The 15,934-nt window shown below is 71.8% G+C and carries 15 protein-coding genes; 6 read left to right on the forward strand and 9 right to left on the reverse strand.

Translation table 11 applies throughout. The annotated features are described in order from the left end of the window. Positions 1-7: 7 nt before the first annotated feature. Entirely contained in the window at positions 8-1,411 is a 1,404-nt protein-coding gene (locus SD460_RS05505) for an SAM-dependent methyltransferase (protein WP_290051435.1), read from the reverse strand. 66 nt (positions 1,412-1,477) lie between these two features. On the opposite strand from SD460_RS05505, the gene SD460_RS05510 reads away from it, so the two are divergent. Continuing rightward, entirely contained in the window at positions 1,478-2,794 is a 1,317-nt protein-coding gene (locus tag SD460_RS05510; protein ID WP_438860556.1) for an alginate O-acetyltransferase AlgX-related protein, read from the forward strand. A 125-nt stretch (positions 2,795-2,919) separates the two neighbouring features. Continuing rightward, a complete protein-coding gene (locus SD460_RS05515) occupies positions 2,920-4,155 on the forward strand; it encodes a DUF1707 domain-containing protein (RefSeq protein WP_290051432.1) in 1,236 nt (411 codons plus the stop codon). 154 nt (positions 4,156-4,309) lie between these two features. Here the strand turns inward: SD460_RS05515 and SD460_RS05520 are convergent, their stop codons facing one another. The 3 genes from SD460_RS05520 to SD460_RS05530 form a co-directional block, all read right to left on the reverse strand. Next, the gene (locus tag SD460_RS05520) at positions 4,310-4,978 is read right to left on the reverse strand and encodes a response regulator (RefSeq protein ID WP_290051430.1); all 669 of its coding nucleotides are present in this window, start codon (positions 4,976-4,978) and stop codon (positions 4,310-4,312) included. Next, positions 4,975-6,081: a sensor histidine kinase gene (locus tag SD460_RS05525; RefSeq protein ID WP_290051427.1), complete on the reverse strand. Its 1,107-nt coding sequence runs from the start codon at positions 6,079-6,081 to the stop codon at positions 4,975-4,977. Before SD460_RS05525 ends, SD460_RS05520 begins: the two co-directional genes overlap by 4 nt. Before the next feature lie 67 nt (positions 6,082-6,148). Beyond that, positions 6,149-6,982, reverse strand: a complete 834-nt coding sequence (locus tag SD460_RS05530; protein WP_290051425.1) for a helix-turn-helix transcriptional regulator — start codon at positions 6,980-6,982, stop codon at positions 6,149-6,151. A gap of 101 nt (positions 6,983-7,083) precedes the next feature. Between SD460_RS05530 and SD460_RS05535 the strand changes: the two genes are divergently transcribed. Genes SD460_RS05535 through SD460_RS05545 form a run of 3 tightly spaced genes read left to right on the forward strand, consistent with a single transcriptional unit; the run spans position 7,084 to position 9,954 of the window. Further along, complete coding sequence (locus tag SD460_RS05535) at positions 7,084-8,508, forward strand: MFS transporter (RefSeq protein WP_290051422.1); 1,425 nt, start codon at positions 7,084-7,086, stop codon at positions 8,506-8,508. Positions 8,509-8,561: 53 nt separating this feature from the next. Beyond that, on the forward strand, positions 8,562-9,086 hold the full coding sequence (locus SD460_RS05540; protein WP_290051419.1) for an RNA polymerase sigma factor: 525 nt from the start codon (positions 8,562-8,564) through the stop codon (positions 9,084-9,086). Beyond that, positions 9,079-9,954: a VOC family protein gene (locus SD460_RS05545; protein WP_290051417.1), complete on the forward strand. Its 876-nt coding sequence runs from the start codon at positions 9,079-9,081 to the stop codon at positions 9,952-9,954. Before SD460_RS05540 ends, SD460_RS05545 begins: the two co-directional genes overlap by 8 nt. On the opposite strand, the gene SD460_RS05550 is transcribed toward SD460_RS05545, so the two are convergent. From SD460_RS05550 to SD460_RS05560, 3 genes are read right to left on the reverse strand one after another with little or no spacing between them, the layout of a single operon-like run. Next, on the reverse strand, positions 9,951-11,717 hold the full coding sequence (locus SD460_RS05550) for a gamma-glutamyltransferase family protein (protein ID WP_290051416.1): 1,767 nt from the start codon (positions 11,715-11,717) through the stop codon (positions 9,951-9,953). The genes SD460_RS05545 and SD460_RS05550 overlap by 4 nt on opposite strands. A gap of 27 nt (positions 11,718-11,744) precedes the next feature. Further along, complete coding sequence (locus tag SD460_RS05555) at positions 11,745-12,161, reverse strand: VOC family protein (RefSeq protein WP_290051413.1); 417 nt, start codon at positions 12,159-12,161, stop codon at positions 11,745-11,747. Between the two features lie 28 nt (positions 12,162-12,189). Continuing rightward, positions 12,190-13,494: a UDP-glucose dehydrogenase family protein gene (locus tag SD460_RS05560; protein ID WP_290051411.1), complete on the reverse strand. Its 1,305-nt coding sequence runs from the start codon at positions 13,492-13,494 to the stop codon at positions 12,190-12,192. A gap of 143 nt (positions 13,495-13,637) precedes the next feature. Between SD460_RS05560 and SD460_RS05565 the strand changes: the two genes are divergently transcribed. After that, positions 13,638-14,396, forward strand: coding sequence for an SDR family NAD(P)-dependent oxidoreductase (locus tag SD460_RS05565; RefSeq protein WP_290051408.1), 759 nt, complete (start codon positions 13,638-13,640; stop codon positions 14,394-14,396). A 45-nt stretch (positions 14,397-14,441) separates the two neighbouring features. Here the strand turns inward: SD460_RS05565 and SD460_RS05570 are convergent, their stop codons facing one another. Both SD460_RS05570 and SD460_RS05575 read right to left on the reverse strand, forming a co-directional pair. Then, a complete protein-coding gene (locus SD460_RS05570) occupies positions 14,442-15,095 on the reverse strand; it encodes a class I SAM-dependent methyltransferase (protein ID WP_290051406.1) in 654 nt (217 codons plus the stop codon). A 132-nt stretch (positions 15,096-15,227) separates the two neighbouring features. After that, positions 15,228-15,860 carry a PadR family transcriptional regulator gene (locus tag SD460_RS05575; RefSeq protein WP_290051404.1) on the reverse strand — a complete coding sequence of 211 codons (633 nt, stop codon included), beginning with the start codon at positions 15,858-15,860 and terminating at the stop codon, positions 15,228-15,230. Positions 15,861-15,934: the final 74 nt, after the last annotated feature.

Consider the following 15,934-nt stretch of genomic DNA (forward strand, 5'->3'; position numbering starts at 1 on the left):
GGGCAGATTAGCGGAGGCCCACTTCGACCAGGACGTACGCCAGTGTGCGGCGGTCGCCGCCGAGCCCGGCCGTGATCGACCAGTCCGCGTCGAGCGAGAGCCGGACCTGCCGGTGCGCGTCGAGCCGGACCGGCAGCACCTGCTCGGTCAGCCCCGCCCCGACGTCGGCCTTCGCGACCGGGACGCCGTCCACGGACACCGTGACGCTGCCGTGCTCGGTGGCGTCGTCCGGCAGGTAGGTCTTGAGTTCGAGCGCTTCGACCGGGCCGGTGGTCAGCACCGGGAACTCGACCGACGGCGCGGCCCAGTCGTCGTGGGCGATGCCGTTCATCCGCCCGGTCACCACGCCCTTGCCGCCCACCAGCCGTTCGCCGTTGCCGCCGGGCCGGAACGAGACGCGGTCCGCGGGGTCGACCACGCGGGTGTCGCGCACCGACCGCTCGGGCGTCCGGTTGCCGTGCACGCGCAACGGCTGGGGCGTGGGGTGGAACAGCGCGGTCAGCCGCGTGCCGGTGACCAGCCCGAGGTCGAGCAGGCTGTCGTCGAGGACGCCGATCTCGTCGATCAGGGCCACGTGCTCGGCGTTTTCCATGTCGAAGTTGTGGCCGTAGATGCGGTCGACGAACGGGTCGATCACGTTGCCGTAGGGCAGGAACAGGCTCGGGTGCAGGTGGTCGAGCAGCACCGGCAGGACGTCCTGCGCGCGGATGCCCTCGAACCCGTCCGCGGCGCAGTCGACGTCTTCGAACCGCTCGTCGATCCGCCCGGTCAGCGAGTTGTGCCGCAGCTCCGGCGGCAGCGTGGCCCAGATCCGGTCGACGACCTCGTGCGCCTCGGGCCACCGGCGGTGCCCGTTGCGGCCGATCATGTCGTGCACGACCAGGACGCCGTCCGCGGTGAGGCTGCGCTTGATCTCGCCGTAGAGGTGTTCGAGGTCCAGCACGTGGTGCAGGGCCTGGAACCCGACGACGACGTCGTGCTCGGCGTCGGCGCGCCAGGTGTTGAAGTCCGCGGTGATCAGCTCGACCCGGTCGGCCACGCCCTGCTCGCGGGCCGACGCCTCGGCCCGCGCCTGCATCTCGGGGTTCAGCTCCAGCAGCCGCAGCCGGACGTTGTCCAGGCCTTCGGCGGCCAGGCCGCGCAGCCAGCCGAGCTCCTGGTCGCCGTTGCCGCTGCCCAGCGACAGCACCACGACGTCGCGGGAGAGCCCCCGCGCGCGGTCGGCGAGCTGCCCGACGATCAGCTCGTCGAGTCCCGGTACGCCGAGCGCTTCGAGCTTCGGGCGCACGTGCCGGTTGGACCACCGGTGCGCCGACGGCGGCAGGTTGCCGTGGATCTCCTCCTGGCCGGCGAAGGTCTCGCGTTCCCTGGCCAGCCGCTGGTCGTAGCCCGGCCCTCGGCCACCACTCATCGCACGTCCCCTCCGAGATCACCGTTCCGGACTCACCCGTCACCGGTCCGGCGCTAGGATACGGCCGTGTCCTCCCGTCCTCCGTCGCAGTTGCCCAGCCGGCCGCTGCTGCCGAGGACCCCGGAGTCGTTCCTCCCCAAGGAGCACAACCTCTACCGGCCCCGGCACAGCAAGCGCCAGCGCACCGCGCTGGCCTGCGCGGCCGTCTTCTTCGTCACGCCGCTGTTCCTGTCCGTGATCGGCGTGCGGCCCGCCGCGTTCGAGAACCGGCCGCTGCGCGACTTCCCCAGCCTCGCCGACGGCTTCGGGTTCTTCACCGGCCTGTCCGGCTGGGCGACCGACCACCTGCCGCTGCGCCAGGCCGGCGTCCAGGCCGCCGACGCGGTCGGCACCGGCGTCTTCGGCGACCCGCCCGGGTCCGGCCAGGGCACCAGCCACGACGGCGGCACCGTCGGCGTCGACCAGGGGAAGCCGAACACCGGCGACGTCCCCGGGTACGTCTACCCGACCGTGCTCCCGGGCCAGGACGGCTGGCTGTACCTCGGCGAGGACGTCAACGCGCGGTGCCGTCCGGTGATGGACACCGACCACGTCGTGGCGGCCCTGCGGAAGCTGCGTTCGGTCGTGGAGCGGTCGGGGCGGAAGTTCGAGCTGGTCATCGCGCCGGACAAGTACAGCGAAGAGCCCACGCACCTGCCCGACACCTACGTCGGCAAGCCGTGCGCGCAGGCCCGCACCGCCGAGTTCTGGAACCGCGTGCCGCGCGAGTCCGGCGCGATCGACCTGCGGCCCGCGCTCGCCGACGCCGAAAAGCGGGTCGGGCACTCGCTGTACGACCGCAACGACACGCACTGGTCGTTCGACGGCGGCCTGGTCATGACGTACGCGCTGGGCGCGGCCATCCAGCCCGGCAGCACGGCGAACTGGCAGGCGGCGCCGAACGGCGTCCGGCCGTGGCCCGCCGACCTGGCCCGGGTGCTCGGCAAGAACGAGCAGCGCTCGCTGACGACGTACAGCCTCGCCACCGACGGCGGTGCCGACCGGACCCGCTACATCGCCAGCGACTTCAAAACGCCGCTGCACCTGAGCCAGCCGGACGGCGCCAAGCCGAAGGGCTCGATCGCTCCGAACATGGCGGTGGTCGCCGACTCGTTCACCCAGTTCGCGAGCCCGTTCCTGGCCGCGACCTGCCAGGACGTCACCATCGTGCACGCCGAGACGGTGGCGCAGAGCAGCGCGCAGGAGCTGGCCGGACTGTTCGCCGACCGGGACATCGTGACCTTCGAACTGGTGGAGCGGAGCGTCATCGGCGGGTCGTCCGCGCTGCTGCGCGACCAGACGATCGACCTGCTCGGTCAGGTGCTCGCGGCGCACCCGCGCTGACGCTCCACCACGCCGAGGTAACGACGGGGTGGTGGGCGACGAACAGGTGAGCACACCCGTGCACAATGACTCCGTGCGAACCCTCAGTTCGCACTCGCAGGCGATATACCCAAGGGGGTACCGGGGTGACCTGGCAGGAAGAGCTGCGCAGGCTTGACGAGGAGCTCGCGGCAGGCAACCTGACGGCCGACGAATACCGGGCGCGCCGAGATCGCGTGCTGTCCATGGCCGTCTCGACCGGCGAGAGCCAGTCGGCGGCCCCCGCGCAGCCCGCCCAGGCCGCGCAGCCGCAGGTACCCGGCAACGCCGCCGAGACCCAGATCATCCCGCCGGTGTCCCCGCCCCAGCCGCAGTCGCAGGAGAACTCCGCCGAAGCGACGCAGGTCGTCTCCGCGGCCGACGCCGGCGGTGGCGAGCGGACCCAGGTCGTCCCGCAGTGGCAGCAGCAACAGCAGCACTCGCCGTCGGGCGGGTTCCCGCAGCAGCAGCCGCCCCCGCAGTACAGCCAGCACTCCCCCGCCGGCGGGTTCGCCCAGCCGATGCAGCAGCAGAACCCGTGGGGCGCGCAGCAGCAGGACGTCAGCCCGCCGTGGGGTGGCTCGGAGTTCCCGCCGCTGGCGCCGTCCAGCAACGCGGACTGGATCAGCCAGGGCCCGGAGAGCTTCCAGACCCAGCCGTCGTCCGGCAAGGGCAAGAAGATCGCGTTCGCCGTGATCGCGGTGCTCGTCGTGGCCGGCCTCGGCTTCGGCGTCTGGGCGCTGTTCATCAAGGACGGCGGCGGCCAGAACCCGCCGGTCGCCCAGAGCTCGAGCCAGCAGCAGCCGCCGCCCCCGCCGAGCGTCAAGCCGCTCCAGGAGCCGCCCGCGGCCAAGCCCGAGCCGGCCGACAACTCCGCCGCGCTGATCACCCCGGCGGGCACGACCCGCGCCGGCGGTGGCGAGTTCGACCTGGACAAGCTGCAGTCCGCCAAGTACCTGCCGACGACGGTCATCGAGAAGCTCAAGCAGAGCGGCATGACCGAGGGCCTGCTCAAGACGACCAAGGACGGCGACGTCACGCTGGGCCTGTTCGCGCTGGAGCTGCCGAACGCGCAGGCCGCCTCCGCGGTGGCCGCCGAGTACGGCAACGCGGAGCAGGAAGGCGGCCTGACCGTCAACCGCAACCTGTCGCTGCACGGCGTCCCGGTGTACTCCGCGGCCGACGCGAACCAGCAGGTCTACCGCGCGGTCTACGTGCTCTACAACCGCGTGGTCATCATCGACTCGTTCGGCCCGTCCAAGGACGCGACGCTCAGCTCGTTCAAGACGCTGCTGACCGCGCAGGTCCAGAAGGCGCCGCCGACGGAGCGCACGAACAACTGACCCGAACGGGTGAGTTCGGCCGTGTCGGTGAACGCCGTCCCACTCCCGGACGCCTCTTGAGCAGAGAGTCGGCCGGGAGAGGAGGCACCCGTGATCTGGATCTGCTTGGTCGCGGTCCTCGCCGTGGTGTTCCTGGTGCGGGCCGTGCGGGTGGTCAGGCGGGGCGACGCGGGCTGACCAGGCCCGACTCGTAGGCCAGCACCACCAGCTGCGCCCGGTCCCGCGCGCCGATCTTCGTCATGATGCGGCTGACGTGGGTGCGGGCCGTGGCCGTCGAGATCACCAGGTGGGCGGCGATTTCGTCGTTCGACATGCCGCCCGCGACGAGCGCGAGGACCTCGCGTTCGCGGTCGGTGATCTCGCGGACGGCGCTGGTGTCGACCCGCCGGTTCTCCGGGCGGCCGACGAACTCCTGGATCAGCCGGCGCGTGACCGTGGGCGCCAGCAGCGCCTCGCCGCTCGCGACCACGCGCAGTGCGCGCAGCAGCTCGACCGGCTCGGTGTCCTTCAGCAGGAACCCGCTCGCGCCGGCCCGCAGGGCTTCGTAGACGTACTCGTCGACGTCGAACGTGGTCAGGACCAGCACCTTCGTCCCGGCGAGGTCGGGGTGCGCGGTGACCCGGCGAGTCGCTTCGAGGCCGTCGACGCCGGGCATCCGGACGTCCATCACGACGATGTCCGGCCGGTGCTCGAGCGCGCCGGCCACGGCTTGCTCGCCGTCACCGGCTTCGCCGCACACCTCGAAGCCGTCTTCGGTCTCCAGCAGCACGCGGAACCCGGCGCGGACCAGGACCTGGTCGTCGGCCAGCAGGACGCGGATCATGCTTCCCCCTCGATCGGTAGCTCGACGCACACTTCGAAACCGCCTTCGACCGGCCCGGCGGTGCACCGGCCGCCGAGCGCGGCGGCGCGTTCGGACATGCCCCGCAGGCCGTGGCCCGGGGTCGGCTGGGCGGTGCCCCGGCCGTCGTCGCGAACTTTCATGACGAAAGTTCCCGCTTTCCGCTCGAACCGGACGTCGACGCGGTCCGGGCGGTCGGCGTGCCGGACGACGTTGGTCAGCGACTCCTGCAGGATCCGGTACGCGGCCGCGTCCACCGGGGCGGGGAGGTCACCGGGCTCGCCGTGGACGTCGACCGCCAGCCCGGCGTCGCGCGCGTGATCCAGCAGCTCGCCGGCCTGGGCGAGGCTCGGCGCGGGCGCCTTGTCCTCGCCCGAGCGCAGCACGGCCAGGGTCGCGCGCAGGTCCTTGAGCGCGGACGCGCTGGCCGCCTTGATGTTCAGCAGCGCTTCCTTCGCCTGCTCGGGCCGCCGGTCGGCGACGTGCGCGGCGACGCCTGCCTGGACGTTGATCATGGCGAGGCTGTGCGCGACGACGTCGTGGACCTCGCGGGCGATGCGCAGCCGTTCCTGCTCGGCGAGCCGGTGGCGGTGCTCGTCGGCCTGCTCGCGGCGCGCGGCGAGCGCGTCGAGCTGGTAGCGGACGGCGGTGCCGACCCCGATCACCGCGACCAGCCAGACGACGAGGAACCCGGCGCCGAACGCCAGCGCGAACGACCCCGACGTCACGACGTGGACCAGGTAGAGGACGGCGAGCGCGGCGGACCCGGTGATCCCGGCGGTGAGCGGCCCGCGTTGCCGGGTGAGCAGGAAGAGCGCGATGGTCGGGACGAGGATGACCGGCCCGCCGGGCAGCCCGGAGGCGTAGTAGCCGAACGCCGACGCCGTCGTGACCAGGAAGATCGTCAGCGGGAAGCGGTGGACGAGCAGCAGGGTCAGCCCGGTGGCGACGAGCCACGCGGCCGCCGGCGGGGTCATCGGCGGCGCGCCGGGCTGCCAGCGCGAAGCCCCACTGGTCGCCCCGAGCACGAACCCGGTGACGACGACGGTGCGCACCACGCGCCCCAGCCACGGCGGCCATCTCATGCCGCGAAAACTACCGGTCAGCGGACGGCGGCGCGTCCGTCTCGGAGCGCGCTCCCGGCGTACGTCGTCAGTCGAACACGAGCGGCAGCTTCGCCGCGGTCTCCTCGTCGGCCGGGGTGTAGGTCGACACGGTGATCTCCGAGCGGCGGCCGTAGTAGAGGTACGTGAAGTTGAACTGCAGCAGCCCGACCTCCGGGTGCAGGTACCGCTTCGTGCGGATCGGCTCCGAGTTGACGTCGTGGTGCGGCCAGAGCTCGGCGAACAGCGGCGACTCCGCCTTGAGCCGCTTGACCAGGTTCTTCCATGCGGGCTCGGCGACGTGCTCGGCCATCGCCGCGCGGAACGAGGCGATGACGCGCGGGATGTTCGTGTCCCAGTCGAGCATGCGCTCGCGCCACTGCGGGTTGAGCAGGCACTGGACCAGGGTGTTGCGGTCCTCGAACGGGATCGCGTCGACGTCGCCCATCAGCCAGCTGTAGCCGCGGTTGTAGCCGAGCAGGTCGCAGCGGGCGTTGCGCACCGCGACCGGGTACGGCTCGAGCTTCTTCAGCATCAGCTCCAGCTGCGGCGAGATGACCTGGCAGTCCTTCTCGCCGTCCGGCTCGGGCGCGCCGGCCAGGCGGAAGAGGTGGGTGTGCTCGTGCGGGTCGAGGCGCAGCGTGCGCGCGATCGCCTGCAGCACCTGCTCGGACGCGTTGATGTCGCGGCCCTGCTCGAGCCACGTGTACCAAGTGACCCCGACGCCCGCGAGCTGCGCGACCTCTTCGCGGCGCAGCCCCGGCGTGCGGCGGCGGCCCACGAGGGGAAGGCCGACCTGCTCAGGGGTGATCCGCTCGCGGCGGCTGCGCAGGAACCTCGCCAGCTCCTGGCGGCGGAGCTCGGATTCGACGGCGGTGGTCATGGTGCCAGGATCGCACGCGGCCGAACCTGGTACCAGGTAGTGGCGGTACCCGGATGAACAGCAACTGGTACCAGGTTAAATCCGGGTCGATCGTAGTACCCATGACCACGACTGAACTCGCGCCGAGTACCCCCGGCGCCCAATTTCGGCCGGGACTGACCCCCGCCGGCCTGGTCACGGTGCTGCTGGGGGCGGCACTGCCCATCATCGACTTCTTCATCGTCAACGTCGCGCTGCCGACGATCGACGCCGACCTGCACGCGTCCACCGCCACCCTGGAACTGGTCGTGGCGGCCTACGGCATCGCGTACGCGGTGCTGCTGGTGGTCGGCGGCCGCCTCGGCGACTCGTTCGGCAGGCGACGGCTGTTCTTTTGGGGACTCTGGCTGTTCACGCTGACGTCCCTGGCCTGCGGACTCGCCCCGACGGCGACCACGCTGGTGCTCGCCCGCGCCGCGCAGGGGGCGGCGTCGGCATTGCTGCTGCCGCAGGTGCTCTCGATCATCCAGGCGACGACGTCCGGCGAAGAGCGTTCGCGCGCGCTGGGGTTGTTCGGCGCGACCGGCGGCCTCTCGACGGTCGTCGGCCAGCTCCTCGGCGGCGGACTGGTGGCCGCGGACCTGTTCGGCAGCGGCTGGCGGCCGATCTTCCTGGTGAACGTGCCCATCGGGCTGGTGGTGCTGGTGCTGGCCCGCCGCCTGCCGGAGAGCCGCGCGCACAACCCGCTGGGCGTCGACCGGCTCGGTACCGTGCTCCTGGCCGTGACGCTGCTGTCGCTGCTGGTCCCGCTGATGGAAGGCCGCGCACTGGGCTGGCCGGTGTGGACGATCGCGCTGCTGGCCGTCTTCCCGTTCGCCGCCGCCGCGCTGGTCCACGTCGAACGGCGCTTGGAGCGGACCGGTGGCACGCCGCTGCTGCCGCCGTCGGTGCTGCGGCTGCCGAGCGTCCGGCGCGGGCTCATGGTGGCGATCCCGTTCTTCGCCGCGTTCGGCTCGTTCATGTTCGTCTACGCGATGACGCTGCAGGAGGGCCTGCACTTCGGCCCGCTCGGCGCCGGCGTCGCGCTGACGCCGCTCGCGGTCGCGTACTTCACGGTGTCGATGCTGAGCAGCCGGCTGGTGGCCCGCTACGGGCAGCGGGTCGTCCCGGTCGGCGGCGCGATCACGGCGCTCGGCATGGTGGCGCTGCTGTGCACGTCGCTGGCGCAGTGGCCGAACCTGACCGTGCTCGACCTGGCGCCGTCGATGGTGGCGATCGGCGTCGGGAACGCGCTGGCGATGACGACGTTGTTCCGGATCGTCCTGTCGCACGTGCCGACCGACCTGGCCGGCGTCGGCAGCGGCGTGATGACGACGAACCAGCAGACGTCGCTGGCGCTGGGCGTCGCCACGCTGGGGAGCCTGTACGCGGCCCTCGCGGGTTCGCTGGGCAGCCGGGACGCGTTCGCGCTGGTGATCGGGGTGGTGGCGGTGCTGGCGGCGATCGTCGCGGTCACCGGTCGGCGGCTGCCCGACCCGCGGGTCTGAGAAATCCCGGATTCACCCGTCGGAAAAGTGGTCCCCCGGACGACTATGGGGGTGTGACGGAACCTCGGGTACGACCGGACCCGGCCTTCGCGCTGCTCGGCCTCTACGAGACCGCGCTGCCGGAGGTCTACGGGTACCTGCTGTCCCGCTGCGGCGACCGCACGCTCGCCGAGGAACTGACGTCCGAGACGTTCCTCGGCGCGGTCGCCGCCTGTCGCAAGGAGTACGCACCTCCAGTGAGCACCGGGTGGCTGATCGGCGTCGCCCGGCACAAGCTCGCCGACCACTGGCGGCGCAAAGAACGCGAGGAACGCGGCTTGCGGCTCGTGCACGACAGCGAGCCGGAGGTCGAAGACCCGTGGGACGAGCAGCTCGACGCCCTGCGCGCGAGACAGGTGCTCGACTCGCTCGGCCCGCACCACCGGGCCGCGCTGACCCTCCGGTACGTCGACGGCCTCGGGGTGCCCGAGGTCGCCGGCCACCTGGGCCGGAGCGTGCACGCCACCGAGGCGTTGCTCGTGCGGGCCCGCGCCGCGTTCCGGCGCGCTTACGAGGAGAAGGAGGGTCGCGATGCCTGAGCCGTTCGACGCGCTTCGCCGGCCTTCCGAGCGGGTCGGTCCCGACCCGGACTTCGCCGCCGAACTGCGCGACAACCTGCGTCGCGTGATCTTGAACGGAGCCGATATGACGACCACCTCCGAAGCGCCGGCCACCGACGCCGAACTGCGCTCGCTGACGCCGTACCTCGCCGTCTCCGACGCGCGCGCCGCCCTCGACTTCTACGTCGAGGTCTTCGGCGCGGTGCGCCGCGGCGAGCCGATCCTGATGGACGACGGCCGGATCGGGCACGCCGAACTGGCCATCGGCGACGCCGTGCTCATGCTCGCCGAGGAGTACCCGGAGATCGGGCACGTGGCCCCGCGCGAAGGGGGCGCGTCGGTGCGGGTGGAGGTGCCGGACCCGGACGTCAGCGTGACCCGGGCCCTGGAGCGGGGCGCGACGCTGATCCGCGCGGTGAGCGACTCGCCGTACGGGCGCGGCGGCTCGTTCCGCGACCCGTTCGGCCAGCGCTGGCTGGTCTCGCAGGCGACGCCGAAGCCCGCCGCGTCGCCGAAACCGGGCGAGGCCATGTACTTCACGTTCCAGGTCCCGGAAGCCGAGCCGGCGAAGTCGTTCTACGGCGCGGTCCTCGGCTGGGAGTTCACGCCGGGTTCGGTGTCCGACGCTTGGGGCTTCTCGGGACCGGGTCTCGAAGGCGGGCTGTGGGCGGGCGACCGGCAGGTCGGCTGGAAGCTGATGTACGCCGTGGACGACCTCGACGCGGCCCGGGCCAGGGTCGGCGAACAGGGCGGTCAGGCCGGCGAAGTGGAGAACCACCCGTACGGCCGGACCGCGGACTGCACCGACAACCAGGGCATCGAGTTCTGGCTCTGGCAGCGGCCCTAGCGGCCGGCGGCGTAACCCTGCATGCCGCGGGCGTTGGCCGCCGCCTTGAGCAAGCCGCCGGTGCGGGAGACCGCCGAGAGCCGGCCGAGGGCCCAGTCGCCCGCGTCCACGACCTCGTGGCCGCGGGCGCGCAGGCCGTCCAAAGTGGACGCGCCGAGGCGGGACTCCACCACCAGTTCGCGGGGGTTCCAGGACCGCGGGTAGAACGAGCTCGGGAACGCCGTCGTGTGCCAGGCCGGGCTGTCGATCGACTCCTGGAGGTTCAGGCCGCCGTAGACGTGGGCGAGCCAGAAGCACAGCTGCCACTGGTCCTGCTGGTCGCCGCCGGGGGTGCCGAAGGCCAGCGTCGGGACGCCGTCGCGCAGGGCGAGGGACGGCGACAGCGTGATCCGGGGGCGCTTGCGCGGGGCCAAGGAGTTCGGCAGGCCCTGTTCCAGCCAGAACATCTGGCCGCGGGAGTCCAGGCAGAAGCCCAGCGACGGGATGGTCGGGCTGGACTGCAGCCAGCCGCCGGACGGCGTGAGCGACACCAGGTTGCCCGCCGCGTCGACGACGTCGAGGTGGACCGTGTCGCCGCGGGTCTGGCCCTGGGGGCCGACCGTCGGCTCGCCGGTCGCGCCGCCTTCGGCCCGCAACCCCTGCAACGAGTCCAGGATCGCCGGCAGCCGCGCCGGGCCGCGGGCGTCTCCCGGGCGCAGGGAAGCGGACGCCGTGTCGGTGATCAACGCGCGCCGCGAATCCGTGTACGACGCCGAAAGCAGGACGTCGAGGGGGACGTCGGTGTCGCCGTACCACGCCTCGCGGTCCGCGAACGCCAGCTTCGCCGCTTCGGTCGCCAAGTGCACCGTGCGCTCCGACGCGACTCCGTCCACAAAGGACAGCTCATCGCGGAAGCCGTGCAGGAGCAGCGCCTGCTGGAGCAGCGCCGGGCCCTGCGTCCAGCCGCCCAGCTTGACCAGGCGCCGGTCGCCGACGTCCACGAACGCCGGCTCCTCGTACGACGCCGACCACGACGCCAGGTCGTCGCCGGTCAGCAGGCCCGCGTGGTCGCGGCCGGAGTCGTCGCGGAACTCCTGGCGGCTGAACGCGTCGATCGCTTCGGCGACGAAACCCTGTGACCAGGCCCGACGGCCGGCGTCGATCTGCGCTTCGCGACCCGAGACGGCTTCGGCTTCCCGCAGCAGCCGTTCCCAGGTGTCCGCCAGGGCCGGGTTCCGGTGCAGGCCGGCCGCCGGCTCGCCGCCCGGCAGCCACAGCTCCGCCGACGTCGGCCAGTGCTCGGTGAACAAGCGGGACACCGCGCTGATCGTGTCCGTGACCCGCGAGACCAGCGGGACGCCGTTGCGGGCGTACCCGATCGCGTAGGACAGCACCTCGCGAAGCGGCTTCGTGCCGTAGTCGCGAAGGAGCAGGAGCCAGCCGTCCCACGCACCCGGGACGGTCGCCGGGAGCAAGCCGCTGCCGGGGATCAGGTCCAGCCCCAGCGCCGCGAAGTGCTCGGGCGTGGCCCCCGCGGGCGACGGGCCTTGGCCGGCCAGCGCCCGCGGGGTCGGGTCGTCCGCCGTCACGAAGAGGCCGGGTACCTGGCCCGCCGGCCCGCACAGGTGCGGCTCGGCGACCTGCAGGACGAACCCGGCGGCGACCGCCGCGTCGAACGCGTTGCCGCCGTCTTCCAGCACCGCCATCCCGGTGGCCGAGGCCAGCCAGTGCGTCGATGCCACCATCCCGAAGGTGCCGGCCAGCTCGGGCCTCGTCGTGAACATGCCCCGATAGTACGCAAAGCTAAGGAATTACCAAGCCGTCGGACGGCGCCGCTCCGGCTCGTACGGCTGCGTGATGATCTCCATCCCGTTGCCGCCGGGATCGAGGAAGTAGACCCCACGGCCGCCGTGGTTGTGGTTGATTTCGCCGACCTGCTGCATCCGCGGATCGGCGAAATAGGTGACGCCCGATTCGACGAGCCGCGCGAAGACGGCGTCGAAGTCGTCTTCGGGGACCAGGAAGCAGTAGTGCTGCAGGCGAAGGTCCGCTTCGGGGACGCTCGCGAAGTCCAGCCGGACGCCGTTGCGCGTCTCGACGGGGATGAACGGACCCCACTCTTCCCCGACTTCGAGGCCGAGCAGGGTCGCCAGGAATTCGGCGGATTCCCGGTTGTTCCGGGACGGGACGATCAGGTGGTTGAGTTCGACGGATACGGATACTGGCACGATTCCGGATCGTAGCCAGCGCTACCGGTCAGGACACCTTGATTTTCGCTGCCGCCCGCGGCCGCCCGACGCCCTGCCAGGACAGCCCGGCGGCCACGATCACCCGCGGGTCCAGGAGGTTGCGCGTGTCGACGACGTCGATGCCGTCCATCAGCTCGGCCATCGCGGCCCAGTCGAGGTGCTTGAACTCGGCCCACTCGGTCAGTACGACGACGACGTCCGCGTCCTTCGCGACCTGGTAGGCGTCGTCGACGACGGTCATCCCGTCGAGCCCGCCGTCGATCGCCGGGTCGTACGCGGTCAGTTCGGCGCCGAGCGCGCCCAGCACCGACGCGACGGCGAGGGCGGGCGAGTCGCGCAGGTCGTTGGTGCCCGCCTTGAACGCCAGGCCGAGCACACCGATCCGGGCGCCGGCCAGCGTGCCGCCGACCGCGCCGGCGATCTTCGCGACGATCCGGTCGCGCTGGGCGATGTTCTCGTCGATGGCCGAGGTCAGCATCTTGAAGTCGTAGTTCACCGACTCGGCCACCTTGACCAGCGCGCTGGTGTCCTTCGGCAGGCACGAGCCGCCCCAGCCCGGGCCCGGCTTGAGGAACGTCCGGCCGATCCGCCGGTCGTAGCCCATGCCCTCGGTGACCAGGGTGATGTCCGCGCCGAGGCGTTCGCACAGCTCGCCGATCGAGTTGACGTAGGACAGCTTGAGCGCGAGGTAGCAGTTCGCCGCGTACTTCACGAGCTCCGCGCTCGCCGCGTCGGCGACGACGAGCGGCGCGTCCAGCTCGGCGTACAGCGCGCCGACCCACCGGGCGGCGGCGAGGTCGGCCGACCCGACGACGATCCGGTCCGGGCCGAGGAAGTCGGCGACCGCGGTGCCTTCGCGGAGGAACTCGGGGTTCGACACCACCGGCACGTCGGCGCGGCCGAGCATCGCCTGGATCCGCTCGGACGTGCCGACCGGCACGGTCGACTTGGTGACCAGCGCGCACCCGGCGGGCAGGACGTCGCCGATCTCGGCGGTCACCGCCTCGACCGCGCGCAGGTCCGCGGAGCCGCCGGCCCCCATCGGCGTCGGCACGCAGAGGAACACCGCCTGCGCGTCGCGGACCGCGTCCCGCGCGCCGACGACGAACTGGAGGCGCCCGGCGGCGATGCCGCGGGTCACCAGGTCGGCGAGCCCGGGTTCGAGGATGTCGACGCGGCCGGCGCTCAGCCGGGACACCTTCGCGCGGTCGACGTCCACGCAGGTGACGGAATGCCCCAGACTGGCCAGGCAGGCCCCCGTGGTCAAGCCGACGTAACCGGTCCCTACCACCACGATCCGAGCTGGCGTCATGGTGCTGAAGGTGACAGCCCGAGTTGACCACGACGCTAACGGAAACAGACGCCCCCGGAAGCGGTGAGCGAAGACACGAACCGTCGATGCGAACGAGCGTTAACCTTGGTCCGCGAACCGGAGCAGCGAAGGGAACGGCACAGATGCAGATCACGGACACCGCGGCGCTCGTCACGGGTGGCGCGTCGGGTCTCGGCGGAGCCACGGCGAAGGCGCTCGCGGCCAAGGGCGCGAAGGTGTTCGCGCTCGACCTGGCGCAGTCGATCGAGAAGGCCGAGCAGGTCGACGGCATCACCTACGTCGAGGCCGACGTCACCGACGTCGAGCAGGTCGAGGCGGCGGTCGCGACCGCATCGGGCTCCGGCGTGCCGCTGCGGACCGTGGTGAACTGCGCCGGCATCGGGCCGTCCGCGCGGATCCTGTCCAAGAAGGGCCGCCACGACCTCGCGCTGTACGCGAAGGTCATCCAGATCAACCTGATCGGGACGTTCAACGTCCTGACCGTCGCTTCCGAAGCGATCGCGAAGACCGAGCCGCTCGAGGACGACGCCCGCGGCGTCATCATCAACACCGCGTCCATCGCCGCGTTCGACGGCCAGATCGGACAGGTCGCCTACTCGTCGTCCAAGGGCGGCGTCGTCGGCATGACCCTGCCGGCCGCCCGCGACCTCGCCTCACACGGCATCCGCGTGCTGACCATCGCGCCCGGCATCGTGGACACCCCGATGCTGGCCACGGTCAGCGACGAGTTCCGCGCGGCGCTCGCCTCCGGCATCCCGTTCCCGAAGCGCCTCGCGCGGCCGGACGAGTACGCCCAGCTCGCGCTCTCGCTGATCGACCACGACTACCTGAACGGCGAGGTCGTCCGCATGGACGGCTCGCTGCGCATGGCCCCGCGCTGACCCCGAGGGCGGCACTTTCATAGGGAAAGTGCCGCCCTGGGCTGGTCAGCGGGTGAGGCGGACTTCCAGGCCGATGCCGTCCGCGGTGACCGAGCAGCCACCGAAAGCGCTCTGGGCGGCCAGCTCCTCGAACTGGGTCGGGGTGAACGCGCGGCGCCGCAGCCAGCCGAGCGTCTGCCGGACGGTGAAGCCGCTGACCACGCCGACGTTCATCGACGCGACCTCGCGGCCGATGTCCGCGCTCGTGGCCTCGTGGTTGAGATCGTGGATCACCGCGAACCCACCGGGGCGCAGCACCCGGTGCATCTCGTCCAGCGCCGCGACCGGCTGCCGGAAGTTCTTGAACGCCGCCTGGCAGACCACGAAGTCGAACGACTCCGCGTCGAACGGCGCGTGCGTGATGTCGCCCTGGCGGAAGTCGATCTCCAGGCCGGCACTGTTTTCCCGGGCGATCTCGACCATCGTGTGGCTGATGTCGAGCCCGGTGACGCGGAAGCCGCGCTTCGCCAGCTCGATGGCGAAGAAGCCCGGCCCGGGCGCCACCTCCAGGATCGCGGCGCCCGCCGCCAGCCCGGACGTGACCTCGGCCGCCTGCTTCCGGTACTGCCTGAGCTGGGCTTCCGTGCCGCGGTTCTTGGCGTACCAGCGGGCCTGGAACCCCTCCATCTCGGGCACCCGGTGCTTGCGGGTCGTTTCCATGGATCTCTCCTCTTCGGGTGAGCCGAACCGAAGAGCCGCCCGGTTATCCTTTTCGTGCCACCTCGGGGCCGGGCGTGCTCGGTTCGGGGTCGAGGACCCCGGGCGGTGTGCCAGCACCACCCGGGGTCCGTGCTATTTCCCAGCCATCAACTCCCCGAAGTCGTCGGGGAGTTCGCCGGTCTCGTACCAGCGCCGCCACGCGTCCGTGCCGGGCACGGCGCCGCTGGTCAGTTCGTCGAGGAAGCCGCGCACCCAGCGCGCCTCGGCTTCCGTCATCGCCAGGTCGTACTCGACTTCGACCAGGAACAGCCGCGGCATCAGCGCGCTCAGCTGCTCGAGCGACGTCCGCAGCGCACCGGCGTGTTCGTCGAGCTCGGTGAGCCGGAGCCGCAGCTGCCGCGCGGCCTGGTCCGGCCCGAGCACCCCCAGCATCGACAGCCCGGTCTTGAACCGCGGTGGTTCCCGGTCGGCGGTGCCGACCAGCTCGCGGACCCAGTCTTCGAACTCCGCGCGCCCGGCCGGGGTGATCCGGTAGACGGTCCGCTCGGGCCGTCCGCCGTCCTTCACGCTCTCGACGGCCGCGAGGAAGCCGTGCTTCTCCAGGTTCGCGACGACCGTGTAGAGCGATCCCCACTTGATCGGCAGGTCGCCTTCCTTGCCGCGCTGCTTGAGCACGGTGGCCATCTCGTACGGGTGCTTGGGGCCGTCGACCAGCACGGACAGCACGGCCAGCCCGAGCAGGTTGCCGACCTTCCGCCGCTTCATCCCCGCTCCTCGTCCACGAATACTCGCAGACGAGTATCCATGAGGGTGCGCCAGTCGGCAAGTGTCTTAGCCGG

Origin of the sequence: Amycolatopsis solani, assembly GCF_033441515.1 — a bacterium.
Classification (GTDB): Bacteria; Actinomycetota; Actinomycetes; order Mycobacteriales; family Pseudonocardiaceae; genus Amycolatopsis; species Amycolatopsis solani.